The sequence below is a fragment of the Paenibacillus phytorum genome (assembly GCF_013141715.1).
GTDB lineage: Bacteria > Bacillota > Bacilli > Paenibacillales > NBRC-103111 > Paenibacillus_E > Paenibacillus_E phytorum.
In genome coordinates, this window is sequence record NZ_WHOA01000241.1 from 147,020 (window position 1) to 171,368 (window position 24,349).

At 45.0% G+C, this 24,349-nt stretch carries 18 protein-coding genes and 2 tRNA genes; 19 read left to right on the top strand and 1 reads right to left on the bottom strand.

Annotated features, from left to right (window positions below; genetic code table 11):
- The first annotated feature begins 19 nt into the window (after nucleotides 1-19).
- The 19 genes from GC098_RS33815 (at nucleotide 20) to GC098_RS33905 (ending at nucleotide 23,076) form a co-directional block, all read left to right on the top strand.
- Nucleotides 20-715, top strand: a complete 696-nt coding sequence (locus GC098_RS33815; RefSeq protein WP_171648490.1) for a response regulator transcription factor — start codon at nucleotides 20-22, stop codon at nucleotides 713-715.
- The gene (locus GC098_RS33820; RefSeq protein ID WP_171648492.1) at nucleotides 708-1,817 is read left to right on the top strand and encodes a sensor histidine kinase; all 1,110 of its coding nucleotides are present in this window, start codon (nucleotides 708-710) and stop codon (nucleotides 1,815-1,817) included. The genes GC098_RS33815 and GC098_RS33820 overlap by 8 nt, the downstream gene beginning before the upstream one ends.
- 342 nt (nucleotides 1,818-2,159) lie before the next feature.
- Nucleotides 2,160-2,930: an ABC transporter ATP-binding protein gene (locus GC098_RS33825; RefSeq protein ID WP_171648494.1), complete on the top strand. Its 771-nt coding sequence runs from the start codon at nucleotides 2,160-2,162 to the stop codon at nucleotides 2,928-2,930.
- Entirely contained in the window at nucleotides 2,893-3,993 is a 1,101-nt protein-coding gene (locus GC098_RS33830) for a permuted SH3 domain-containing protein (protein ID WP_171648496.1), read from the top strand. The genes GC098_RS33825 and GC098_RS33830 overlap by 38 nt, the downstream gene beginning before the upstream one ends.
- A gap of 5 nt (nucleotides 3,994-3,998) precedes the next feature.
- On the top strand, nucleotides 3,999-6,926 hold the full coding sequence (locus GC098_RS33835; protein ID WP_171649067.1) for an ABC transporter permease: 2,928 nt from the start codon (nucleotides 3,999-4,001) through the stop codon (nucleotides 6,924-6,926).
- A gap of 1 nt (nucleotide 6,927) precedes the next feature.
- Entirely contained in the window at nucleotides 6,928-7,860 is a 933-nt protein-coding gene (locus GC098_RS33840) for an ABC transporter ATP-binding protein (protein ID WP_171648498.1), read from the top strand.
- Nucleotides 7,857-9,335: an ABC transporter substrate-binding protein gene (locus tag GC098_RS33845; RefSeq protein WP_171648500.1), complete on the top strand. Its 1,479-nt coding sequence runs from the start codon at nucleotides 7,857-7,859 to the stop codon at nucleotides 9,333-9,335. The genes GC098_RS33840 and GC098_RS33845 overlap by 4 nt, the downstream gene beginning before the upstream one ends.
- 53 nt (nucleotides 9,336-9,388) lie before the next feature.
- Nucleotides 9,389-11,542, top strand: coding sequence for a hypothetical protein (locus GC098_RS33850; RefSeq protein ID WP_171648502.1), 2,154 nt, complete (start codon nucleotides 9,389-9,391; stop codon nucleotides 11,540-11,542).
- 274 nt (nucleotides 11,543-11,816) lie between these two features.
- Complete coding sequence (locus tag GC098_RS33855; RefSeq protein ID WP_171648504.1) at nucleotides 11,817-14,927, top strand: efflux RND transporter permease subunit; 3,111 nt, start codon at nucleotides 11,817-11,819, stop codon at nucleotides 14,925-14,927.
- Between the two features lie 29 nt (nucleotides 14,928-14,956).
- Nucleotides 14,957-16,213, top strand: coding sequence for an efflux RND transporter periplasmic adaptor subunit (locus GC098_RS33860; RefSeq protein ID WP_246320723.1), 1,257 nt, complete (start codon nucleotides 14,957-14,959; stop codon nucleotides 16,211-16,213).
- 24 nt (nucleotides 16,214-16,237) lie between these two features.
- Nucleotides 16,238-17,989: a hypothetical protein gene (locus tag GC098_RS33865; RefSeq protein WP_171648508.1), complete on the top strand. Its 1,752-nt coding sequence runs from the start codon at nucleotides 16,238-16,240 to the stop codon at nucleotides 17,987-17,989.
- A gap of 161 nt (nucleotides 17,990-18,150) precedes the next feature.
- On the top strand, nucleotides 18,151-18,315 hold the full coding sequence (locus GC098_RS33870; protein ID WP_164484139.1) for a hypothetical protein: 165 nt from the start codon (nucleotides 18,151-18,153) through the stop codon (nucleotides 18,313-18,315).
- A gap of 92 nt (nucleotides 18,316-18,407) precedes the next feature.
- A tRNA-Met gene (locus GC098_RS33875) sits at nucleotides 18,408-18,484 on the top strand.
- An 11-nt stretch (nucleotides 18,485-18,495) separates the two neighbouring features.
- A tRNA-Ile gene (locus GC098_RS33880) sits at nucleotides 18,496-18,569 on the top strand.
- 263 nt (nucleotides 18,570-18,832) lie between these two features.
- Nucleotides 18,833-20,383, top strand: coding sequence for a xylulokinase (xylB, locus tag GC098_RS33885; RefSeq protein ID WP_171648510.1), 1,551 nt, complete (start codon nucleotides 18,833-18,835; stop codon nucleotides 20,381-20,383).
- Nucleotides 20,384-20,502: 119 nt separating this feature from the next.
- Complete coding sequence (locus GC098_RS33890; RefSeq protein ID WP_171648512.1) at nucleotides 20,503-20,859, top strand: hypothetical protein; 357 nt, start codon at nucleotides 20,503-20,505, stop codon at nucleotides 20,857-20,859.
- A gap of 185 nt (nucleotides 20,860-21,044) precedes the next feature.
- Entirely contained in the window at nucleotides 21,045-21,323 is a 279-nt protein-coding gene (locus GC098_RS33895) for a DUF2277 domain-containing protein (protein ID WP_171648515.1), read from the top strand.
- Between the two features lie 151 nt (nucleotides 21,324-21,474).
- Complete coding sequence (locus GC098_RS33900; RefSeq protein ID WP_171648517.1) at nucleotides 21,475-22,221, top strand: DUF1906 domain-containing protein; 747 nt, start codon at nucleotides 21,475-21,477, stop codon at nucleotides 22,219-22,221.
- Between the two features lie 81 nt (nucleotides 22,222-22,302).
- The gene (locus GC098_RS33905) at nucleotides 22,303-23,076 is read left to right on the top strand and encodes a stalk domain-containing protein (protein WP_171648519.1); all 774 of its coding nucleotides are present in this window, start codon (nucleotides 22,303-22,305) and stop codon (nucleotides 23,074-23,076) included.
- 49 nt (nucleotides 23,077-23,125) lie between these two features.
- On the opposite strand, the gene GC098_RS33910 is transcribed toward GC098_RS33905, so the two are convergent.
- Nucleotides 23,126-24,262: a hypothetical protein gene (locus GC098_RS33910; RefSeq protein ID WP_171648521.1), complete on the bottom strand. Its 1,137-nt coding sequence runs from the start codon at nucleotides 24,260-24,262 to the stop codon at nucleotides 23,126-23,128.
- Nucleotides 24,263-24,349 lie beyond the last annotated feature (87 nt).

Consider the following 24,349-nt stretch of genomic DNA (forward strand, 5'->3'; position numbering starts at 1 on the left):
TTATACAGGGGTGGTACGAATGAAGTCGATCACAATTCTGATAGCGGATGATGAGCCGGAAATTGCCGATCTGATTGAGTTACATTTAGAAAAAGAGGGTTACCGCTGCGTGAAAGTAGCTAATGGGCAGGAAGCTATTTCTGCTATTCAAACGCATTCCATTGATTTGGCGATTTTAGATATTATGATGCCTATACTGAATGGCTATGAAGCAACAAGGCAAATTCGAGCTGAGTATCATCTGCCTATCATTTTTTTAAGCGCCAAAACGACGGACCTCGATAAGATTACAGGACTGGTAAGCGGAGCGGATGATTATGTAACCAAACCGTTCAACCCGATGGAACTTGTTGCTCGCGTGAATGCTCAGTTGAGGCGTTCCACGCAGTTTAATCAACCAAAGCAAGCGGGCAAGCTTACTTTGGAGGCAGGTGGAGTGGTCATCTATCCCGAAGCACGAACCGTATTCGTTTACGGCAAGCCTATTGAATTAACGCCAAAAGAGTTTGATATTTTGTATCTGTTAGCCAGTTATCCAAAGAAAGTTTATAGCGCGGAAAATATCTTTCAACAGGTCTGGGGCGATGCTTATTATGAAGGCAGCAATACGGTCATGGTACATATTCGTACCTTACGGAAAAAGCTTGGAGAAGACGATCATAAAAATAAACTGATCAAAACAGTTTGGGGGGTGGGATATACATTTAATGGCTGAAATTATCCGAAGCTTTCGATTTAAAATGATTCAACTCTTTGGTTTAAGTATGCTTTTTTCCGCCACCATTACCTATTTGCTCTATAAAGCTCTCCAACTCTATTATTATACGACCAAAATGGAAAATCCATTGACAAAAATTCGTAATCTCATAAGAGAGATTGGGGATATTAACTTCTTTTTGCTTATTTTCATTCCTCTCTCGATTTTGTTTTTCTTTCTCCTCACCAAAAGATATGCGGCTTATTTTCATGAAATATCCAGCGGAATTAATCAGCTTGCGAATGGCAACTTCAACAGTCGGATACGTATTCCATCCAATGATGAATTCGGGGATATTGCGAGAGATATTAATCTGGCAAGTGAAAAATTGCAGCAAGCATTGGAGAGAGGAGATTTTGCAGAAAACAGCAAGGAACAATTGGTCTTGAATTTGGCTCATGATTTGCGTACACCGCTGACTTCCATATTAGGTTATTTGGATTTCATTCTTCAGAACGAACAACTGACTGCAGAACAAATCAAGCACTATACGAGCATTGCTTTTACCAAATCTCAACGTTTAGAAAAGCTCATTGACGAACTATTCGAAATCACTCGAGTGAACTATGGAAAGCTTACCATTGAAAAAAAACCAATCGATATAAGCGAGCTTCTCATTCAATTAAACGAGGAATTATACCCTGTTTTTGAGAAAAATAACCTAACAACTCGATTGAATGTGACTCCGCATTTGACTGTTTGGGGTGACGGTGAGCTGTTGGCACGTGTATTTGAAAATCTGCTGACGAATGCCATTCGCTATGGAAAAGATGGTCAGCTTATCGACATTAACTGCAATCTTGATGCAGAAGATGTGGCGATTCAAGTGGTCAATTATGGGGATTGCATTCCCCCGGATGAGCTGCCGCATATCTTCGATATGTTTTTTACAGGCGATAAAGCGCGAACTCATCGCGAGGGGAGCACTGGCCTTGGTTTGTCCATTGCGAAGAATATTGTAGAGCAGCATCAAGGCACAATTACAGCCCAAAGCAGTGTAATTCGTACGCTTTTTGAAGTCCGTTTCCCGCAAAAAACGGCATCCGAAGGACTCGGTTAACTATTGTGCCGATCATTTAATGAAAAATTTATATTTACCCTACTTATTCTTTTAACAGTCTCCCCTATTCTAAATGTATGAATGGGAGGAGGAAACTGAGAATGAAGAAGTGGGGTTTTTGAGTTATCCGGAAATAATGTAGATAGGGTGCTTGTTATATAAAATAGGCAATTCGTTGTATGGATGAATTTTCCATTTCATAGTATATTTTAATAGATTCATACAAACGGGTTTATCTCCAAAAAGCATTCAGGAAATTTTCAGTTTCATGAAACTTTTTGGAAAGATGTGCCGTCTATTTTATCATACATACAGTTTGGAAATGAAAGGAAGACATACCAAATGGCAAGCTGGTTTCGTAAAAGAAGCGCAATTGACGCTTTAGCTATCGATGAGGAGCCGCATTCTGATGAACAATCTTCTCGTCACAGCCAACTTCATTCACCGTTATTAACGGTCAGCGGTGTACACCGCTCCTTTCAAGTTGGAGGCCAGAAGTTAGAAGTACTGAAAGGGATTGAGATGGAGCTCAAACCGCTGCAGCTTGTCATGCTGAAAGGCCGATCCGGCTCTGGGAAAACAACGCTGCTTAATTTAATTGGGGGGCTCGATCAGCCGAATGAGGGAGAAATTTTGTTTCAAGAGCATGCCTTTCATCTCAGCAGTGACGATGAACGGACGTTGATACGTCGTAAGGAAATTGGTTTTATCTTTCAATCCTATGCGTTAATGCCCTTGTTGTCTGCATGGGAAAATGTGGAGCTGGCGCTTCGAATGGCGGGGATTCCGCGTTCCCAGTGGAAAGAGCGAGTGAAGCATTGCCTGGAGCTCGTTGGGCTTGGCAAGCGGATGCACCATCGTCCTTATGAGCTTTCCGGTGGTGAGCAGCAGCGTGTCGCGATTGCGAAAGCGATTGCGCATCGGCCTGCCCTTATTTTGGCGGATGAGCCTACAGCTGAGCTTGATTCTCAGATGGGTGCGCAGATTATGTCCGTTTTCCGCAGCATCATGAAAGCGGAGCAAGTCACGATATGTATGACAACACATGACCCTACAATTTTGGAGGTTGCCGATCATGTTTACGAAATGGTGGACGGAAGATTCGTCACGTAATTGGACGATGAAGCCTTTAGCTGCACTGCTTGTATGTTCGACATTACTACTTGCTTCTGGGTGTTCACTTTTGCCTAAGGAGCAGGAAGAAGAATCGCTTCCCACGATTAATCCACCTAAGCTTTCCAAAAAGCCTGAATACACGGTGAAAACGGAAACCCTTGAAACGAAAGTGAGAGGGAGTGGGCGTTTAATGGCTTTGCAAGAGGAGAAGCTGTTTTTCTCCGAAGATATGTCCGCCAAACGGATCAGTGCCATACTTGTTAAGAATGGGGATTCTGTTGAAAAGGGGCAGCCGATCGCGGAGCTCGACGTATCGGATTTGGCGAGTGATTTGAAGCGGAAGAAGCTTCAAACACGTAAGGATGAGCTTACGATGATTGAAACGCTGCGGAAAGCAGATGAAATGTCGCCGGAGCAAATCGAGCAGGCAAAGATTGATTTTGAGTTGAAGCGTGAAGAACTGACCAAGCTTGAAACACAAGTTGGTAAAGCGCAGCTGCTCGCTCCGTTCAGCGGAACCATCGTCACTGTAACAGCCAAGAAAGGCGATACCGTGAAATCCGGAGAATCCGTTGCGACTCTAGCCGATTTGAATGAACTAACCGTGGCCGCAAGTATTAGTGCAGATGATGCGAAGAAAGTAGCCATTGGCATGGACGTGCAGGTGGATATTAATTCTGCCGGCCAGCACAAAGGAAAAGTGAAGCAGCTGCCGAATCCGCAAGCTGGTAACAACAATAATAACGGCGGGTTTCCTGGTCAAGGTGGGCAAGGCGAGCAAGATACGATCGATAATTATTTGGTTGTGCAGCTTAGTGAGTTCCCGAAAGGGCTGAACCGAGGAACACCGCTAAGCGTCACGATTATTACACAAAGAAAAGAAAACGCCACGACGATTCCATTGGCTGCACTTCGCTCGTATTCGGGCCGGAATTATGTCCAAGTCATTGATGCTCAAGGAAATAAGAAGGAAGTGGACGTGGAAATCGGTCAGCAGACGTCTACGGATGCGGAGATTGTAAAAGGTCTCACTGCTGGACAGAAAGTAGTGGGTCGCTAATGTCCATGCCGATGCTGCGGTTTTTATTTCGGAAAATGTGGAATACCCGCTGGCTAACGCTCAGCACCTTGCTTGGACTAGTGATGGCTGTTGCTTTCACCACGAGCATTCCGATGTATGCTGATGGGTCGCTGAAGCGAGTCGTCGCCAAATCGTTAGAAGAGAAGAGCGAGGGACTTCCAGCAGGCTCACTGCTCATGCGCTATCAAGCTGTTGGGGCAGAACGTGCAGGGCTTACAGAGCTCAATGACGTCAATGTGTATATACAAGATGAAATTCCGAAAGATGTTGGCTTTCCATTACAGACCTATGCAAGAAGCTATACCATCAAAGGAGCGCAGCTAGCTCCCGCAGATGGGACAAAAGCAGACCCAAGTAAACGTCGACAAATGACATTAACGACGTTAAGCGGATTAACCGATCAGGTTGAATGGTCAATCGGCCAGATGGCTTCTGGGCAAGTGCAAAATGGGATATTGGAAGCTGTGGTCTTGGAAGAAGCTTTGTTTCGAAACGATCTGCATGTAGGGGATGTATTCAGTTATTCGGTCGCAGGTGCAGGCGGCAGTCAATTGTTAAAAGTGAAGATTGTTGGTTCCTTCAAACCCAAAAATGAAACAAGTGCTTATTGGTTTCAAGGCTTAGAAGGGTTAGTAAACGCACTTATTATTCATGATGATGTTTTCATGAAGACGTTGTTGACGGAGAAGAAGATTCCGCTTCAGCTTGCCAATTGGTATTATGCATTCGATCTGCGCAATATCCAAACCAGTCAATTATCGCCACTTGAGAACCGTTTGGAGCGTCTGGATATCAATTTGTTCCAAAAACTCAAGAATACTAAGGTAGATGTATCGTTTAAGCCGATTCTTACTGAATTTAAAGCCCAAAGCTTGCAGATGCAGATTTTATTATTCACATTAGCAGCCCCGATGATCGCGATGGTTTTCTATTACATTGTGATGAATGCCAGACAATCGCTTGATCGACAGCGTGGTGTAATTGCCATCCTGCGAAGCCGTGGAGGCAGCACGAAGCAAATTGTAGGAATATACTTTCTGGAAGGTTTATTACTTGGGGCGATTGCACTGCTGATTGGACCCTTTATGGGCTGGTTCATGGCGAAAAGTATCGGCTCTTCCAGTGGATTTCTAACGTTCGTTGATCGTAAATCGATTCCTGTTAGTTTTACAAATGAGGCGATGCTCTACGGCGGGCTCGCTGTGCTGATTGCAATTCTTGCCAGTGTGATTCCAGCTGTGCTTTTCGCAAGATCTTCGATCGTCAACTATAAGCAGCAGCTCGCTAGATCAGATCGCTCGCCACTATGGCAGCGGTGGTTCATCGACATCGTACTGCTAGGACTTGTTGGCTACGGCTTCTACTTATTTGATCAACGCCAAGTGTTGTCCGTACAAACAGGGCTAACGACCGATCAATTACAGGTGCATCCGCTGCTGTTTTTCGTCCCAGCACTATCGATCTTCGCGTTAGGACTATTCTTTCTGCGTATCTTTCCGTGGTTGCTGCGCTTGTTCGGCTGGCTTGGACGAAAATTCCTACCCGTGCCGCTATACTTGACGCTAGTTCAGCTTTCCCGTTCAGCCAAATCCTATTACCCGCTTATGCTGCTGCTCATTCTTACGCTCGGCCTCGGCGTATACAATTCTTCGGCTGCACGTACGATTGATCTGAACTCAACGGAGCGGATCTTGTATCAATATGGTACCGATGTTGTGATGCAAACCGTATGGGAAGGCTTCTCAGACGACCTGCCGAAGGATCCGAACGCAGGAAAAAGCGGCGGCGGAGCCCAGGGAGGCGGGACATCTGGTGCAGGAGGTAACAACGGTGGAAATGGCAGCGGTGGTTCCGGTGCGGGTGGAAGCCAAGGTCAAGGCGGCCCGAAACCTGGCGAGGAGACACCCTCTAAGATTCGTTATGTCGAGCCGCCTTTTCAAATGTTCCGTGATCTAGAGGGCGTCCAGGCTGCGGCCAGAGTTTTGCAGTCAAAAGGAAACGTCGTTGTATCTGGTAAATCAACCGGTCAGGGAATGATCATGGGAATCGATAATGCCGATTTTGCTAAAGTGGCTTGGTTCCGGCCCGATTTATTCCCGGCACATCCGAATCAATACCTGAATTTGCTAGGGAGCTATGAGCAAGCTGTCATCATACCTTCGAATTATGCAAGCAAATATTCGCTTAAAGCGGGTGATCTGCTTTCGATTACCATCGGTCAGCAGCCCGTGGAATTCGTGATTGTTGGTATCCTGCCGTATTGGCCGAGTCAATATCCGGATCAGACACCATTTTTCATCGCAAATCTGGATTACATATACGATCAAGCACCTATTACTCCCTATGAAGTATGGCTCAAAATGAAACCGGACGCGAAAGTTGCACCGATTGTTACAGCCCTGCAGGCTAAGGGGATTGAGCTAGCTTCTGTGAAGGATGTTCGTAACGAGCTCATTATTCAGAAGAAGCTTCCAGCAAGAGGCGGGGTCTTTGGTATTCTTAGCCTGGGCTTTCTCGTATCTGTGATCGTGTCCTTAATCGGTTATATGCTGTATTGGTTCTTTAATTTATCTAGCAGAGTTGTACAGTTTGGGGTGCTTCGCGCCATGGGGCTTTCCCGCAAACAATTGACTGGAATGCTGCTCCTCGAGCAAGGCTTTACGGCTGGATTGTCCATCGCGCTAGGCATCGGAATTGGTAAATTAACGAGTTATTTCTTCCTGCCTTTCCTTCAAACTTCCCAGAATGTGAAGACGCAGGTGCCGCCGTTCCGAGTTGTTTTCGATTCCAAAGACACCTATCAGCTATATTTCGTGGTTGCTTTCATGATGATAACTGGGGCACTGCTGCTGTTCTTACACATTAGAAGGTTGCGTGTTCATCAGGCTGTGAAGCTGGGAGAGGAGAAATAGCGTGATTACTTGCGAGGGCTTAGTCAAAATTTATAAGACAGACGAGATTGAAGTTGTCGCTTTGCAAGGGCTAAATATTCAGATCGACGCAGGCGAGCTTATGGCCATTATCGGGAATAGCGGAAGCGGCAAGTCCACACTGCTGAACATATTAGGAGGGCTTGATCGCCCTTCTGCGGGTCAAGTGAAAGTGGGCGATTGGGATTTATTGAAGATTACCGATAAGCAGCTAGTTGATTATAAACGACATACAGTCGGCTTCATCTGGCAAAATAATGCGCGTAATCTCGTCTCGTACCTCACTGCGCTTGAGAATGTGGAAATGCCAATGATGCTCAGCGGGAACTATGACCCTGCCTATGCGAAACAGCTGCTTGAATGGGTGGGTCTCAGCCACCGTTTGAATAACAAGCTGCAAGAACTGTCAGGTGGGGAACAGCAGCGCGTCGCTATTGCGATTTCGCTTGCAAACCGTCCGCGTTTGCTGCTTGCGGATGAACCGACGGGGTCGGTGGATACGAAGACGGCGGATATGATTCTTTCTATTTTCCAACGGCTAAATAAGGAATTGGGAGTGACAATAGTCATTGTTACCCACGATATGTCCATGGCAGGCAAAGTAGGGCGAGTCGTTGCCATTCGAGATGGCATGACAAGTTCGGAGTTTATTGCTCGCAATCCTTCGATTTCGGCGCTTGATGGAACGTCGACAGGGCTCACAGGTGAAGACCATGAGGAGTATGTGGTGCTGGACCGCGCGGGACGACTTCAGGTTCCGAAAGCTTACTTGAGCGCTCTGCAAATCGACGGAAAAGCTACGATGGAGTTTGACGGCGAGAAAATTATGATTAAAGCACCGAAAGATTTATCTGCGAATGAAAGTATAGAACGAATTGAATCTAATTCACAAACCGTTGGAGGAAAATCAAAATGAAAATGATATCACGTAAAATGCTTGCTACAACCTTAACGCTGGCTATGGTGGCTCCACTAGCTGTTGCTTGTACCAAAGGGGAAAAGGCCGATGATAAACAGGAGCGCGTGCTTAAGATCGCGACTTCTATGATGTACGGTGGTGATGACGAATATTTCCGACAACAATTCACCGAAATATTTGAATTCGCTAATCCGAATATCAAGATTGAAATGATTCCAACGATGGATGAGAAGTACCGTTATGGCAACATTCAACCTGGTGAGAAAATGCCCGATCCCATGGAGAAGCTGAAGGAAGTCATGCAGGGCGATAATCCTCCGGATGTGGTTATGCTTGGTTATGAACAGCTGCCGGATATGGTGGAAAGCAACATGCTTACACAGCTTGATCCACGAATTACGAAAGATAAATTCGACACCGCAGGGATCGTTCCAGCGGTTATGGATGGCATGAAAAATGCAGGAGGCGGGAAGCTTTACGCACTTGCTCCGACATTCAGCTCCTCGGCACTCATTTATAATAAGAAAATGTTCACAGATGCGGGTGTCGATTATCCGAAGGATGGGATGACATGGGATGAGACATTCGATCTTTCCAAACGCCTTGTTAAAGGGGAAGGAGAGAGCCGCATCAATGGTTTTGCATTTAATACGCAATCACAAGGCGGAGATTTGTTCTATGGTATGCAAATGTACACAGCTCCTCTGCAATTGAAAATGTTCGATGATGCTGGTGAGAAAATGACGGTGGATACGGACCAATGGGAAAAAGTTTGGGCAAAAATGGCTCAAATGCAAAAAGAGAAGGTGTTCCCAGAGATGATGGATCCGCAGAAGCAAATGAACCGTCAGTATGATCAAAATAATCCTTTTGCGTATGATGATTTCATGTCTGGCCGGTTGGCCATGGCGATTATTAATTATGGTCAAATTCAACAGCTTACGAATGCGAACAAAAATGCAGCCAATTTTAAAGGCTATACACCCATCGAATGGGACGTCGTAACGATTCCTTCCCACCCAGAAGCAAAAGGTGTTGGCGGATCCATCTATATGAATGGTATTATGGGTATAAATGCCAAAGCGCAAAACCCTGATGATGCTTGGAAATTCATTAAGTTCATCAATGGCGAAGACTGGGCTAAACTGAAATCGCATAGCTCTTATAACTTGGTTGCCCGCTCCAAATATTTAAAGCCCAAAGATGGGTTGGATTTCCATATGGAAGCTTTCTATAATGTGACACCAGCTCCAATGGATAATAATATGAAAATTTATCGAACTAATCCTAACATTTATCAGGTACAAGAAATTGGTCGTACGCAGTTTATGAGTGTCCTTCAAGGGAAAACGACAGCTCGCGAAGCGCTCAAGCAATGGCAAACCCAAGGGGATGCGATGCTCAAGCAAATGAAGGAAAATCCGAATGCGCCTATGAACCCGATGATACAGCAGGCTGTGCCTGCTGGCTAAGGCAGGCTGGAATTTCAAATAGGATCATATTATGAAGGAGGAAGCTCATTATCATGTACATCAAGAAACGCTATCGCTTGGCAACCATTGCCTTGTCTGCCGCATTGGCGCTCGGAGCTGTAACGCCCGTTTTGGCGGATAGCAGTCCATCCGCTATAACTACTACCATCGGTAAGGTTTCCATCACAGGCAGCAGTTACTTTGAATTGAAACAGATCCATGTTTTGCCTGATCAAAGCGGCAAGCTCGCGACATTTACCATTACGATCCACAACGAAGGGAGCAGTGAGCTGCAATTTATTGATTATTGGGTTCGTTTGAAAAGCAAATCCGGCAATCAATTTTCAGCACGCTTGCTGCCTGCAGATAAGGATAAGAACCGGGTTGCTCCCGGTTCAACGACGGATTTAACGTTCTATGCGACCGTTAACACTAGCACGAACTTGCAAGATCTCGTTGTCCAATTTATCAAATGGGATTTTAGCCAGTCCAATTTTGAGCGTGTTCTGGGTGAAGTCTCAGTACCAGATGCCTATACAGACGTAACGCCTTCAGATGGTGCTACAGCAATTTCTGTAAATGGAACCAACGTGAAAGCTTCAATTAAAAAGTTTGTTAGCAATAAGAATGAAAAATATCACGTTCCCACCGTATATGTGACTTTAGAGAATGCTGGCAATCATACCGTTACGATCCCTTCTTACCTTTTCTCGATTCGCACGAAAGAGGGTCTGCTTTATCCACTGGAAGCCAAAGGATTGAAAGATTTGAAGATCAATCCGAAGGAAAGTAAAGAAATTCAACTATCGGGTTCCATTCCGGTAGCAGTTAGCGCGGACGCTTGGCAGTTGGCGGTAGCAGAAACAATTCCTGACTTGAAATTGAATGTTTCCGTTGCGAATTTTGGGCTGCCTGCTGTCACGCAGCAAGAAGGTGGCTCAGTAGGTAAGGAGTATTCCTTCACAAGTAAATCAGGTGTGTATACAACTCAGCTTAATGGATTGCACCGATTGCCTTGGGAAGATCAAGACTTATTAACGGCCGATTTGACACTAAGTAATAAAGGTGAAGAGTCACTTCCTATCCCGAAATTATCAGGGTATTTCCTGCTTGATGGCGCTGTGAAAATTGATGCCAAGCTCATTCAGACGGCTAAAGTAATCGGTTTGGGAGCAGGAGCGAGCGTCAATTTGCAAATTGCTGGTAAAGTGCCGTATACGTATGAATTTTCTCAAATTAAACTAGTTCTTCAAGAGAATGAGGGAGAGACGCCGCCGTCGGGTACTGGTACTGGTACGGGCACTGCTGCAGCAACGGATGTGCTTGAGTTTTCCACACAGGCGGAGCTTCAAGCTATTCCTTTCATTGGTATGGGGCAGTCCTATACATCCAATGATATTGGGCGTAAAGCGAAGTATGTAGTTCGAAGTGTATCCACATATGAGGATAAAACGAATATCATGTACTCCGCTATGGTGGAAGCAACCAATTTGGAGAAGCGCTTCACGAATGTATCCAAGTTCGTCGCCAATTTCCGAACATCGGATGGAACTGTTTTCCCGGCAACTGTTGCTGAAGTAAAGAACAAGATTAGTCCAACAGGAAAAGCGCTATTAAATGTATGGGCTTCTGTGCCAAAAGGTTACACGACAGCGAATATGAACTTACTTCTTGGGGAAGCAGTGACCGAAGGGAAGCTGTCAGAAGGTGAGAAAGCCGTTGCAGATTCCTATGTGAACCCAGTTTCCTATTGGCTGCCTGATGAGAAGACGAATGTAGCGACAACGCTTAAAAATGTCGAATTATTCCCCTATACAATTACGATTGATAAGATTGGGACAACGATTGAGGATAAAGTATTTACTATAAAATTCAACTACGAGTTAACCAAAGAAAAACTGACAGAAATTAATACCGAAGGCCATAACTTGCTGCTTGTTTTTGAAGATGGCGGTGGGATTAAACGATTTGAGAAAAAGTTTGATTTCAAAGACTTTGACGTTATCAACGGTGACTCAACAGCAGATGAAGATTCGAAGATCCGTCTTGGCAAGCGGGAGAATTTCAAGATTACAAATCCTGATCCTGGCCTCATTTATAACACCAAATTCTTACAGAAATATACACTAAGTATTTATGACGAGTTTCAAGGTCAGAGAAAGCTGCTGGCCACACAGAAAGCTGATTGGTTTATCACAACGGACTAATTCATTATTTGAAGCGAGGGCATTCAGCCTTCGCTTTTTTCATTTTAGTCACAAGAAGTCATAAGCGTTTAGCTGCTCATATGACCAATATATGACTGGAATATGACTTCACTCACCTGTTTTTATCAAAATGAAGAGCTATAATAAATCCTGACCGAGAAAAAACATAAAATTTTCAATTCTAGTTTATGTTTTGTTAAGAAATTCCAAGTATGATGATTGAGTGAGCATGAAGGATGTAGGTATTAAAGCTGGTGATAGGGGAGAAGTGAGAATGTCCAAGTTAACCGAGTTTTCAATGAAAAATGTGGCAGCAATTTTCATCGTTATGCTGCTATTGGTCGTAGGAGGAACGTATTCTACAACCACACTAAAGGTAGAAAGTATGCCAGATATTACATTTCCGGTCGTTATTATTAGCACTACATACGTAGCACCTCCGAAGGATGTGCTGGATGAAATTACAAAGCCGCTAGAGAAGGCTGTCGCAGGGCTAGATGGACTCAAAACCCTTAGCTCTAGCTCTCAGGACAATTATTCACAGATTATCCTGGAGTTAGAACAAGACAAGAAGCCTGAAGATGTTAAGAAAGATGTGGAGAGCTTGATCTCCAATGTTAAGATGCCTCAAGGCTCAGAGAAGCCTAAAGTATTAACGGCAGGCTTTTCTTCCGAACCGGTCTATTATTTAGCGGTTTACGGTGAGGCAGGAATGAACCAAACCGAGCTGGATAAAGCCTACAAAGATACGATTCTTCCTGGCTTTAATGGGCTCAAAGGGATCGACCATGTCGACTCTGTAGGCAATCAGGATGCCGTACTTACCATTAAGCTGGATGCGCCTGCGATAAATAATTATGGTCTAACCCCGGCAGATGTTTCCGGTTTGATCAAAGCCTCATTGGTATCTAGCCCTGCGGGTACGGTAGATTTCAATGGAAACACGCAGATGGTTCGAGTCAAAGGTGAAATGGATACGATTTACAATTTGGACAATTTGAAAATCACAACGAAAACAGGCGATACGCTTCTTCTCAAACAAATTGCCAAAGTTGAAGCTATCAGCGAGTCCAAGTTTATTGCAAGATTAGATGATCAACCAGCTATCGGCGTACTACTTTACAAAACGAAAGCAGCGAATGCTGTAGAGTTTGCAGATAGTGCAGATAAGCTAATGACAGAATGGGGACAAACGCTGCCTGGCGTGAAATTCCACAAAATTTACAATTCAGCAAACGATATTAAAGATTCCATCCATGGCATGGTGCAAGAAGGCGGATTAGGCGCAGTGCTTGCCTCATTAATGATCTTGCTCTTCCTGCGTAATATACGTATGACGATCATCGTACTCGTGTCGATTCCTCTTTCGATTCTTGTTACGTTATTAGTTATGGGACCTTTAGGCATTTCCCTTAACATCATGACGTTAGGAGGAATGGCCATTGCAGTCGGGCGGGTCGTGGACGACAGTATCGTCGTTATTGAGAATATCTATAGTCAGCTGCAAAAAGCTCAAGAGCGTAACGAATCTGTTATTAAATTAGCAACGAAACAGGTTTCAAGCGCGATTACTTCCTCTACAATTACAACAGTAGGTGTATTTGGTCCCATTGGATTCGTGAGTGGGGTAGTTGGTGAAGTATTCCGTCCTTTTGCTATTACACTTGTCGTAGCTTTAATGTCATCATTGATTGTTGCATTAACGGTGATTCCGATGCTGGCGAAGCTGATGGTGCTTAGAATCAAGAAGCTTACAAATCACGATGATAATCACGTGGGACCTATGGGTGTGAAATACAGAAAAGCGATCATATGGTCTTTGAATAACCGCATCAAAACTTTATTGTTGGCTGGCGTTGCCCTTATCATCTCGATCGTCATTACAGTACCTAATTTAGCGGTGGCTTTCATGCCGAATAGTGAAGCCGTTAAACAAGGGGTTATTGAGATTAAAATGCCGCGAGAAACATCCATCGAAATGATGAATGAGAAGTCCAAAGAACTTGAAAAAGATTTGAAATCACATATGGACAAAGTTGGCAAACCTGCATTCAAGTACATTGAATCCCTTGTAGGTTACAACCAGAGCAGTGATCGGTATGCTTATAGAGCACTGATGTTTTTCGAGCTAACAGCAGAAACCGATGCGACAGAAGGTGTCAAAAAGTATAAGGAAGATATGTTGAAACTGATGCCTCCAGGATCTGATGTGAATATACAATTGTTTACAGGCGGGCCTCCTACCTCAACTGGATCTGATTTCTCGTATTCCCTTAAAGGGGATGACCAACTTTATCTTAAGCAAGCATCGCAGCTGGTTAAAGATAAAATGAAGGAGTTCCCTGAGCTGAACGACATTAAAGACAGCTTGAGTGATTCCAAAACCGAAGTCGAGATTATTGTAGATCAGAACAAAGCACGTTTGTATGGACTTTCTAGTGCTCAAATTTTACAATCCGTCAACGCCTGGATAGCAGAAGATAAGCTGGGCGATCTGAAATTTAATAACATCACCTATGCAACCAAGGTTATGTTGAATCCCGCTTACAAAAACTCTGTGGATAAACTGGGTACTTTCTTAATCAAGACTCCTACTGGTCAAACGATTCAATTAAATGAAGTAGCTCGAGTCAAACAGATTGAAGCGCCAAATAGCATTAGTCGTGAAGATCAAGAACAAATCGTCAGCGTAAAAGCGAAAATTGATGCCACGGATAAAGGCGGCGTCAGCAAGAAAATTACGGAAGAACTGGCGAAGTTAGAACTGCCTTCAGGCGTCACTCGTGAAGTGAAGGGTGTATCCGATGATATTCAAAAAAGCTTCATGCAAATGTTTATGGCCATCATTGCTTCCATCTTCATTGTTTACATGGTTATGGTTATTGCCTTTGGTAACGCTAGAGCGCCGCTTGCCATTCTGTTTTCACTGCCGCTTGCAGCTATTGGGGGCCTCTTAGGACTTCTAATAACGGGCGAATCGATCAATGTAACTTCGCTCATCGGCTTCCTAATGCTGATCGGTATCGTTGTAACAAACGCGATTGTACTCGTAGACCGCGTACAGCAGCTAAGAGAGCAAGATTATTCGATTCGTGACGCACTTATTGAAGCCGGAATAACGCGGTTAAGACCTATTATCATGACGGCAGGTGCTACTATCCTTGCACTGATGCCTTTAGGACTTGGATTATCCAAAGGAACGATCATTTCCAAAGGTTTAGCTGTTGTAGTTATTGGCGGTCTTACGACTTCAACTCTGCTAACACTAGTAATTGTGCCTATCATTTACGAGATCTTATTTAAGAAAAGAGAAGGCCGCCTCTTCAAGAGAAAAGGAAAATCGAATTCCATCCAATCCGAGCAAGCAGGATCTGCCCACCAATAAGCTAAACAGGGGAAAAGGAGAAAATGAATATGAAACGTCAGTTGTTTATGATTAAACAGAGTACCAAATTATTCGGTGTCGTCGCGCTCAGCGCGGCGATAGCCGTAGGATGTTCCGCATCACCAGCAGCAAGCCCGGCAGCAACAACTGCTGCAGCCGAACAAGGGGTCAAGGTAGTGAAAACGGCCAAAATTGCCAAGCAAAAGATTGGTGAGCCTGTTGAACAAGTCGGAGACGTCGTATCATCCGTTCAATTAGATATCGTCGCGAAGTCTGGTGGCGAAGTCATTGAAATCGTAAAGAAACGCGGAGATATCGTAGAGAAGGGCGAAGTCCTTTTCCGTCTGGATCCAACGGATGTTCTTATACAGAAGGACTTGAATTCTGTTAATATTAAAGGGGCTCAAGCAGGACTTACAGAGGCTAAACAGAAGACTTCCAACGGGATTGAAGATGCCAAGGATGGCGTTTCTAAGTTGGAGACTGCTGTTAGTGATCTAGAGAAAGCCTACAACACGGTGCGCAATGAATATGATCTAGGGACAGCAACGAAATCTCAATTAGAGCAGGCGGAAACGGCGCTTATTAATAGAAAGAAAGATTTAGCAAGCGCACGTAGATCACTGAAAACATTGCAAGAGACGAATTCGCTCGCACAAGTAGAGACTAGTTTAGAATCGGCGCAAGTAAGTGCACGGAATATTGAGAGGACGCTTAGCAATCTTGAAGTAAAAGCACCAGCTTCCGGCGTGTTGACCGATCTCAATGTGACTGTCGGTCAAACGTTAGCGCCAGGCGGCCGTGTAGGGGAAGTTCAACAGACGAATCCGGTCAAAATCAAATCCCAGCTTACCGAAGCATCGGCTAACCTTGTTAGAGGGAAGAGCGAATTGACTTTCTACATACCAGGGGTAACGACGAAGGCCGGAGCCAAAGTGATTTACTTATCGGATGTGATTAACGGACAATCCAAAGCTTATGATCTGGAATTAGAGGTTCCGAATCCGGATGGCAAGCTGAAACCAGGATCCAAGGCACAAGTAGAACTTACCAAAGATGATGAACAAAATGTACCTGTCGTTCCAAGTCTTAGCATCGTTCGCGAAGGCAGTAATAATTTTGTCTTTGTTGTGAATGGTGAAACGGTTCAGAAGCGTAAAGTTGAACTTGGTCGATTGAATGAGACCAATCAGGAAGTTATTTCTGGCGTAAAAGAAGACGAAATTCTTGTTATATCCGGTCAACATCAACTAAAAGATCAAGATAAAATAAAAGTCGGTAACTAACAAAAGCTTGAGGAGGAGAAATAAGTGAATAAGACGATGAAGAGATCACTAGCTACCATTGTTCTATCAGCAGCACTTTTAACTACAGCATCTTTCCCTGCATGGGCTGCAGATGGTCTGAACTTGGCAGCAGCAGCTGCAGCAAATACAAGTATAAGCTATACACTGAAGGATAAAATTGAGGTCGAAATTAAAAGCATGCTCAATGAGCACGAGTCGGATTCAACGAAATTGGGTGCCGTCATTCGAATTAGAAATACGAGTGGTAAAATCTCTCGTGTACCTGACTTTGAACTGCGGGTTCGGATGGCTGATGGTACCGAATATACGCTGCAGCCAAGTGCTAAAAACCCTAAATCCATACAACCCAAAAGCCAGCAGGAGCTCAGCTACTTGACAACGGTTGAACGGAGTGACGATGTTGCTCTTACCGACCTCAGCTTCGTAGATGTGGATCTTGAAGTGTATCCAAAAGAAGAAACAACACTGCTTACTGTAGCAGTTGACTCTGGCATCGTATGGAATGGCAGTGACAGCACGATAACGAAACCAACCGCTATTCTTAAATGGGGAGAAGCTTTTACGTTACCTTCCTTGCGCTCATCCCTTGGATTCATACCTGTGGACATTCATAAGGAAATTACAGCCAAAGGTGTTTCCACGGTTGTGCAAATTCAAGTTGTAAATCCGACCAAAGAACGTCAAACCGTACCTAACTTTGGGATTGATGGGAAAACAGAAAATAACGTTTATTCCGGCAGTCGCGCCGAAACTTCCGTCATGCTAGATCCAGGTGAGAAAAAATATATCCATATTGTCATTCCAACTGATCTGGATACGGAATTTACTAGCTTGAATGTAGTGACACCAGAGAGTTTTGCCACTGCGACGGGGGATGGTAAGTTCCACGAAGACACTTACCGGGTAGGACGTGTCAATATACTTCTTCCTACAGGAGCAGCGACGCAGGGAGTCATCCCTGCCCCAGAATATACCTTAGGTACACCAGTTAAACTGGATTCTACGAATAAATTCGTTCCTTCCAATGTTGATGTTTCGTTGGTTGAATTACATGTAACAAGTAATGAAGATGATGGCTTTAATACGGCTGTCGCGAAGTTTAAACTGACGAACAACAGTGACCGTCCAATACCAATTCCGGCGATCCAAACGGAGCTTGTTAGTAAAGATGGTTATGCGTATGGAGGAAGAAGACAGGAAGCTACAGCACTAAGTGTTGTTCCTAATGCCTCGTATGTGGTTAGTTATTCGTATGCACTCCCAGCATCTGAAAAGGGTGAAGGCCTGAAAATGAACCTTTACAGCCAACAAGTTAGTGGCGATACGACTTATAAATCACTGCTTGCGACGGCGAAAGTACCTGTTCAGAAGAATGATCCAACGAGCAAAACGCTGGACGTGTACCCATATGGTATTACGATTAAAGATTGGACAATTTCAGCTATTTTCCAAGGTAATATGACTTATGATTATAAGCTGAAGCTGGATCTGGACATTAAGCCGGATAAGCAAGTAACCGTAGATAAGTTTAACAGTAAGCTCTCATTCGAATTATTCGATAATGTCGGAAATCCTGTTGGGAAATCAGTTGAAGCCTTGTCAGGCGAAGGACGTTTATACAATGGAACAAACACAATTAATCTAAATGCGAGATCCAACCAACTGGACTTCCCAATTCAAGTCAAAGTATTTGAGACATTCACGAACGAATATGGTGAATCCGTTAAACGGTTGTTGACTAATTTCAAACAATAGCTAAATCAATGAACTACTTGGATCTATGCTCTAGAGCATCTCCAAGTAGTTTTTTGCTTTATTTTGAGGAGTAACACATTGCTTAGTGGAGGAGTGCTCATAAGGGGGTCTTTTTTTGGATAAGATAGGATTAACGAAATGAACATAACGGAGTGAATACAATGAACTGGATATATTGGGCCAAATTATACGATTCCAAGTTTCAAGCGGGCTGCCTGGCGAAAAGAATGGAAGAAGACTGGTGGATTTACGGCTATGAATGCCCACAAGAAGTGGAAGTTTTTAAGTCCAAAAAAGGGCGATTTGGCGTTCGTTATAACACGTAATTCAGAATGAAATGCCCTAGAAATTAACGCTTGACTTAGACCGCGCATTTAGTGTATATTTATTTTTGTCGCTGTTGAGCGGCAGCTAATGACGCGGGGTGGAGCAGCCCGGTAGCTCGTCGGGCTCATAACCCGAAGGCCGCAGGTTCAAATCCTGCCCCCGCAACCAAATTTTACTTTGGGCCTATAGCTCAGTTGGTTAGAGCGGTCGGCTCATAACCGATTGGTCGGGGGTTCGAGTCCCTCTGGGCCCATAGCACGGAAACCCTTGGTATATAAGGGTTTTTATTTTTTTACCCTCAAATAAGCTTCTCGATTTCATCTCTTCACGATGAAATCGAGGGGCTTTTTTACATTTTAGTACGTACTATTACAGGCCAGTCTAATTTTCCTAAAGGGACAGTGACCTCAAGTGTCGAAGAATTGTTCATGCACGATACTGGCACGGATAGAATATGAGCAAGCATGCTGGACAGCAAAAACATGCTGAACTCTTAAGAAATGGATGGGATATAGAATGACAATACTACTCGGAATAGATCTAGGGACTTCCAGTGTGAAGACGGCTGCTATGGACCCCGCGGGACGGATGGTAGGCTTATCTCAGCAAAGCTATGACATTCATTCGCCTTTAGTCGGTTATGCGGAGCAAGAGCCTCAACATTGGTGGGAGGCGGTACGACAAACCTTGTCTGAATCTGTCAGGCAAGCAGGAGCGGGTAGCAGCGACCGTTACGCTATTGGCTTATCTGGGCAGATGCATGGGCTTGTTGCAATCGGAATGTACGGACAGGTGCTTCGGCCGGCGATTATTTGGTGCGATCAGCGTACAATTGAACAGAAGGAACAGCTTGAGGCGATGTATTCTATCGAGCAGCTTGGCAAGCTAGTACAGAACCGGGCTGCGACCGGCTTTCTGCTTTTATCGCTGTTGTGGTTAAAGCAGAATGAACCGGATACCTATGCGAAGATTTGGAAAGTCATGCTGCCTAAGGATTATATTAGGTACAGGCTAACCGGCGAAGTAGGAACCGAGTCAACGGATGCATCAGGCACATTAGCTTATGATGTAGCCAATAAGTGTTGGTCCGTTGAACTGTTGGGACAGCTCGGAATTGATCCAGAACTGCTGCCAACCGTTCGTGAGCCTTGGGATGTTGCAGGAAAGCTGACTACTGAGGCAGCAAACGATTGTGCCATTCCAGCAGGGACTGTTGTTGTCTTTGGCGGCGCAGACCAGCCCATGCAGGCTATTGGCAATGGGGTTTTACACCAGGGGCAAGCTTCGTGCACGCTGGGCACAGGAGGTCAATGGTTTGTCCCTGTGGATACGCCTACCTATGATTCCTTGCTGCGAACACATACTTTCACCCATGCAGCACCGGGCAAATGGTATATGATGGCGGCGATGCTGAATGCTGGCCTATCACATAGATGGCTAACAGAGAACATTCTCCAAAATAAAGACAGCAGGTCACTCGATGAAAGTGCTGCTAAGGTTCCCCCAGGCTCAGAAGGGCTTATTTTTCTGCCCTACTTGACTGGGGAGCGAACTCCGCATATGGACCCTTTTGCCAGAGGGGCGATGTTCGGTTTAACACTGAAGCACAATGAAGCCCATTTGGTTCGGGCTGTCATGGAGGGAGTGGCTTTTGGGCTGCGCGATGGGTTGGAGGTATTGGTGGCATTGGGTGTGAGAGTCGACAGAATCGTGATGGCTGGTGGTGGAGCTAAAAGTGCCGTATGGCTGCAGATACTTGCAGATGTGCTGAGTTGTGAGTTATACCCATCCGCTATGAAAGAGCAGGCCTGCGTTGGTGCGGCCATGATGGCAGGAGTAGGGGCAGGCGTATATGCATCAATAGAGGAAGCGTGTGAGATCGTGGTGAAGCAAGCCGAGAGGCCAATTACGCCTATTTTGAAGAACAGATCTGTTTACGAAGAGCAGTACGCTTTCTTTAGAGAGTTATATCAATGCAATAAGGAATTGTTCAAAAGAATGAGTGGTTTAACCAATACTACTTTAAATGGCACGAAACAACCAATACAGTTATCGATGGAAACCTGAGAAATCAGGTTTTTTTTAGTGGGGATAAAAGTCACTCTGGAGAGAGATCTTATACAAGGTTGCCAACAGTAAGACAAGTAAGTACGTGAAGCTTAACTCAAAAATGAGGAGGATTTACAATGTATCAAGACCAAAATATCAATAACCAATTTCAACAAACACAAGGGATCATTGCTCAACTTATAAACCAAACGCAACAATCCTCGCAGATGTACCAACAGTTGCTTCAACAAGAGCAGCAAAATGCAATGAGACTTGAAGAGTTAGCACAACGGGAACAAAAAGCCGTCCAAATCATTCAATCTGCGTTGCAAGGCCACCAAATGGCTATTCAACAATTACAACACGTTTCCCAGCTATGCAGACAGCTTGAACAAACGGCTCAAAGCAGCTTTCAGTCTTTAAATATGCAGCAACCTCAACAACAAACGAATTATGGCAATTCGTATGGTTCATCGTACCGAGGTTATCAATAATACCAAGCATGAATAGTTGAAAAAGATAGAGGCTGACGATATTCGTCGGCCTTTATTCGTTTATTCCTATAATCGAGTAAAATGCGCCAGGTGCGACGGTTATTTGCAGTGATGAATGGATAGTGTGCTTATTTTCGGATGTTATTGTAAAATTAATTTTATAACGATATTAAAAGGAGAAAGCTATGTGCCGAAATATTAAGACACTATTCAATTTCGATCCTTTGGCTACCGATGATGAAATCCAGGCGGCCTCGCTGCAATTTGTAAGAAAGATCTCGGGCTTTACTGAGCCTTCGAAGGCGAATGAGGCGGCGTTCAATCAGGCTGTCAAGGATGTTAGTTTAGTTGCCCGGAATTTGTTTAACTCGTTGGTAACCAATGCTGAGCCTCGTAATCGTGAGGTTGAAATCGAACGTGCGCGTGCTAGGAATGCAAAAAGATTTGGAACAAGAGAAGATTAATGACATCTTAGATGAAATAATTGCGGGTTCTTTCTTAAGAGGAAAGAGCCTTTTTTGTATTTACATGGATAGGCGTTCAACTTGTCCTTGTAGCGTTCAAGCCTCTTTACGCATATCTTGTATGAAACTAGTAGAAAATAGGTGATAGAAAGTGACCAAAGGTTTTGATTGTTCAACGCCTTTAACGGCACAAACCGCCGCTGCTTTCGTCAATGATGGCTACTTGTTTGTGGCCAGATATCTCGTTCCGAGTGGTTACAAGGCGTTAACCAAAAGTGAAGCGGAAACGATCAGCGAGGCAGGTCTGCAAATCGTATCCGTTTTCGAAACAACGGCGAACCGAGCTCTCGGTGGACGAAGCGCTGGTTTGGATGATGGGGCAACGGCTTTACAGGTTGCTCATAATCTAGGCCAACCACCTGGCAGTTGTATTTACTTTGCTGTAGATTTTGATGCCTCAAGCGCCCAAATGCCAACCATTATTGCCTATATCCGTGCAGCAAGTGAGGCGACACCCGAGTATACGACAGGTGTATATGGTTCTTACAGCGTGATGGAAGCCGTCCGGAACGCTCGAGCTTGCTCTCATTTTTGGCAAACGTATGCTTGGAGTGGTGGTAAGAAGGCTAATTTCATAAACATTTATCAATACTTAAACGATGTAGTTGAGCATGGGATTGGCGTGGATTACGATGACTCGTATGGAAATGAAGGTTGGTGGAATACGATAGCACCACCTGAGCCCCCCGTGTCGTATCCTTTGTCTCCTAAAGATGCCAATGTGATTATACCTTTCCTTTCGGCCGGATATGAGGCGACGTCGTCCACTGCTGCTAGGGAAGAATTTCATCGACTTGCCAATGAGCTGCGCAGAGTTTCGGGTCAACCGGAACAATAATCGCCCGAAAGTAAACCGAATCCTCCATCGATACGTTTACTCTATAGAGTAGATGTACAAATTCAGAGGAGGATTTTTAATATGAAAAAAAGCTTATTCGCGGTTGTACTAAGTTTCGGTTTGCTGACTACAAGCATCTTATCGGTTTCAGCTCAGGAACATGAGCCTGGGCACGATGGGATGGCTGCTGACATGAATATGAAAGCATCCGTACAACAGCAGGTAAAATCCGATATGAAGCTCACTTTGAATGGCAAGCCCTTGCAGCTCGATGAGTCCTACCTCATTGATAACTCCTTGTTTGTACCATACCGTGCCTTTGCAGAAGGGATTGGATCAGAAGTAGGCTATGATGCTGCAACACAAATGGTCACTGTAAAGAAGGACGCAAAGACGGTTAAGCTCATGATCGGATCCACAGAAGCCAATGTGGACGGCGCCAAAGTATCCATGGTCGGTCCTGCTCAGTTAATTAACAGCTCAACCTTTGTTCACTCCCGTTTTTTAGCTGAAGTGTTCGGGATTAAGGTCTTGTATGATGAAAACACGCGGACGGTTAATCTCGTTAGCGGAGGGACTTCGGGATCCGGACAAGAGGTAGCTAAAACGTATTACGTGAACATTGAGGGCTTTGCTTTCAAAGAAGGGGATATCACTGTTGAAGCAGGCTCCACTGTTATCTTTACGAATAAGGATAAAGTGAAACACAATGCTGTCGCTGATGATGGAAGTTTCCAAACAGCACTTTTGGCGATGGGTGAATCGGAAAGTGTTACGTTTGCTAAGCCAGGTGAGTATACGTACTTCTGTGAGCCTCATAAGAATTTCATGAAGGGTAAAATTACTGTGAAATAAAGATCATAAGCCCGGCATCTCTCGACTAGCTCTGAGATGCCGGGCTTTTTTATTGAATCACAGCGCTGCGGATGTACCAGCGCTCATTAAGCGAAGCTCTTTCGAGGTGAAAGAGCACACGCCTGTTCACAACCGCGGAAGCACGTACCGGCGTAGCCGAAACGTTAACCGCGGTGTCGAGCTGCAGGAGCTGGGACACGTCCCGCTCCGGGAGCTTGGACAGGCGGCGCATGCTTCGCACATGCAGCGCCTGCTCTTGCCCTGTGGTGACCTGCAGCAGCTGCAGGTCACCTTGGTTCGCCGCGCTGATCCACACGTCGATCAGCGCCCAGGGCGAGAGCTTGCTGATGTATTCCGTCAGCAAGCCTGCCGCTCGGTGCACCATGACCTGGTGCGCCGGGTCGACGGAGCGGGAGCCGTGCGTCACGCTCCCGAGGAAGTGAATACAGAAATGACCGTTGAAGTCATTTCCGGGTATACCATCCCCTCCATGCGGCATGCCGTGCATGGATCCGGCTAGCGTGCGGCCGTTCAGCTTCACGAGGACCGCTTTGCGGTCCCAGCTCCAGGCGCCGCCGTAGATGGTTTTGAGCGTAGCGGAGTCGGATTTGGTCAGCGGCTGTACATCCGCATGATGGGAGCCCGCGCGGCGCTGTCCCTCAAAGCTGAGACCACTCTCCACGTCTACGATGGTGAATTTACTGTATTTGGGGAGGACTTCACTTGCCTCCTCCCAGGGAAGTATTTCGCCATAATGTCTGGCTCTAACTACTTGAACTTGCGAACGCAGCGTTTCTTGAGCGGTGCTTGATATGTTTAGCGTAAGTCCCGCTGAGAGATCGACCACTTCACCATTCGGAGTAACACCATAGCGTTGTTGCACACCTTTTTTGTCAAATGAAAGCGTGGTATCCGGGGGAAGGGGAGCGACGAATGGCGTACCTATCCCTCCATCTTCTAGCTCTCGTTGTAATTTTTTATCTACAAATGTAGCTTCAGTTTGATAAGCAGCATGAGGTGAAACTTTAACGACCAGCTGGAATTTCCCAGAACTCGAGGTTTCTTCAAGCTGTGGCATACTGCCGTGAGCCTGTGTGTTGATACTTGTTGCAGCTGTTAATAGGGTTGTAAACAACAGCGTGCAAAACAGCTTCCGGAGCAAGCTGTTTGCTCGGAATGGATGCATAGGTTAGCTTCCTCCTCATTCAGTTTTATAAGCACATTATCAAGTTTTTACAAAATGTCTTAAATTTATGAACAGTAGTCCTGCTTA

What these genes read in the sequence shown, in the direction of transcription:
- GC098_RS33905 (WP_171648519.1), top strand. Translation starts at nt 22,303, where the DNA reads ATGAAAAAAAGCTTATTCGCGGTTGTACTAAGTTTCGGTTTGCTGACT.
- GC098_RS33895 (WP_171648515.1), top strand. Translation starts at nt 21,045, where the DNA reads ATGTGCCGAAATATTAAGACACTATTCAATTTCGATCCTTTGGCTACC.
- GC098_RS33830 (WP_171648496.1), top strand. Translation starts at nt 2,893, where the DNA reads ATGTTTACGAAATGGTGGACGGAAGATTCGTCACGTAATTGGACGATG.
- GC098_RS33835 (WP_171649067.1), top strand. Translation starts at nt 3,999, where the DNA reads ATGCCGATGCTGCGGTTTTTATTTCGGAAAATGTGGAATACCCGCTGG.
- GC098_RS33825 (WP_171648494.1), top strand. Translation starts at nt 2,160, where the DNA reads ATGGCAAGCTGGTTTCGTAAAAGAAGCGCAATTGACGCTTTAGCTATC.
- GC098_RS33820 (WP_171648492.1), top strand. Translation starts at nt 708, where the DNA reads ATGGCTGAAATTATCCGAAGCTTTCGATTTAAAATGATTCAACTCTTT.
- GC098_RS33890 (WP_171648512.1), top strand. Translation starts at nt 20,503, where the DNA reads ATGTATCAAGACCAAAATATCAATAACCAATTTCAACAAACACAAGGG.
- GC098_RS33815 (WP_171648490.1), top strand. Translation starts at nt 20, where the DNA reads ATGAAGTCGATCACAATTCTGATAGCGGATGATGAGCCGGAAATTGCC.
- GC098_RS33910 (WP_171648521.1), bottom strand. Translation starts at nt 24,262, where the DNA reads ATGCATCCATTCCGAGCAAACAGCTTGCTCCGGAAGCTGTTTTGCACG.
- GC098_RS33855 (WP_171648504.1), top strand. Translation starts at nt 11,817, where the DNA reads ATGTCCAAGTTAACCGAGTTTTCAATGAAAAATGTGGCAGCAATTTTC.
- GC098_RS33870 (WP_164484139.1), top strand. Translation starts at nt 18,151, where the DNA reads ATGAACTGGATATATTGGGCCAAATTATACGATTCCAAGTTTCAAGCG.
- GC098_RS33845 (WP_171648500.1), top strand. Translation starts at nt 7,857, where the DNA reads ATGAAAATGATATCACGTAAAATGCTTGCTACAACCTTAACGCTGGCT.
- xylB (WP_171648510.1), top strand. Translation starts at nt 18,833, where the DNA reads ATGACAATACTACTCGGAATAGATCTAGGGACTTCCAGTGTGAAGACG.
- GC098_RS33850 (WP_171648502.1), top strand. Translation starts at nt 9,389, where the DNA reads ATGTACATCAAGAAACGCTATCGCTTGGCAACCATTGCCTTGTCTGCC.
- GC098_RS33860 (WP_246320723.1), top strand. Translation starts at nt 14,957, where the DNA reads ATGAAACGTCAGTTGTTTATGATTAAACAGAGTACCAAATTATTCGGT.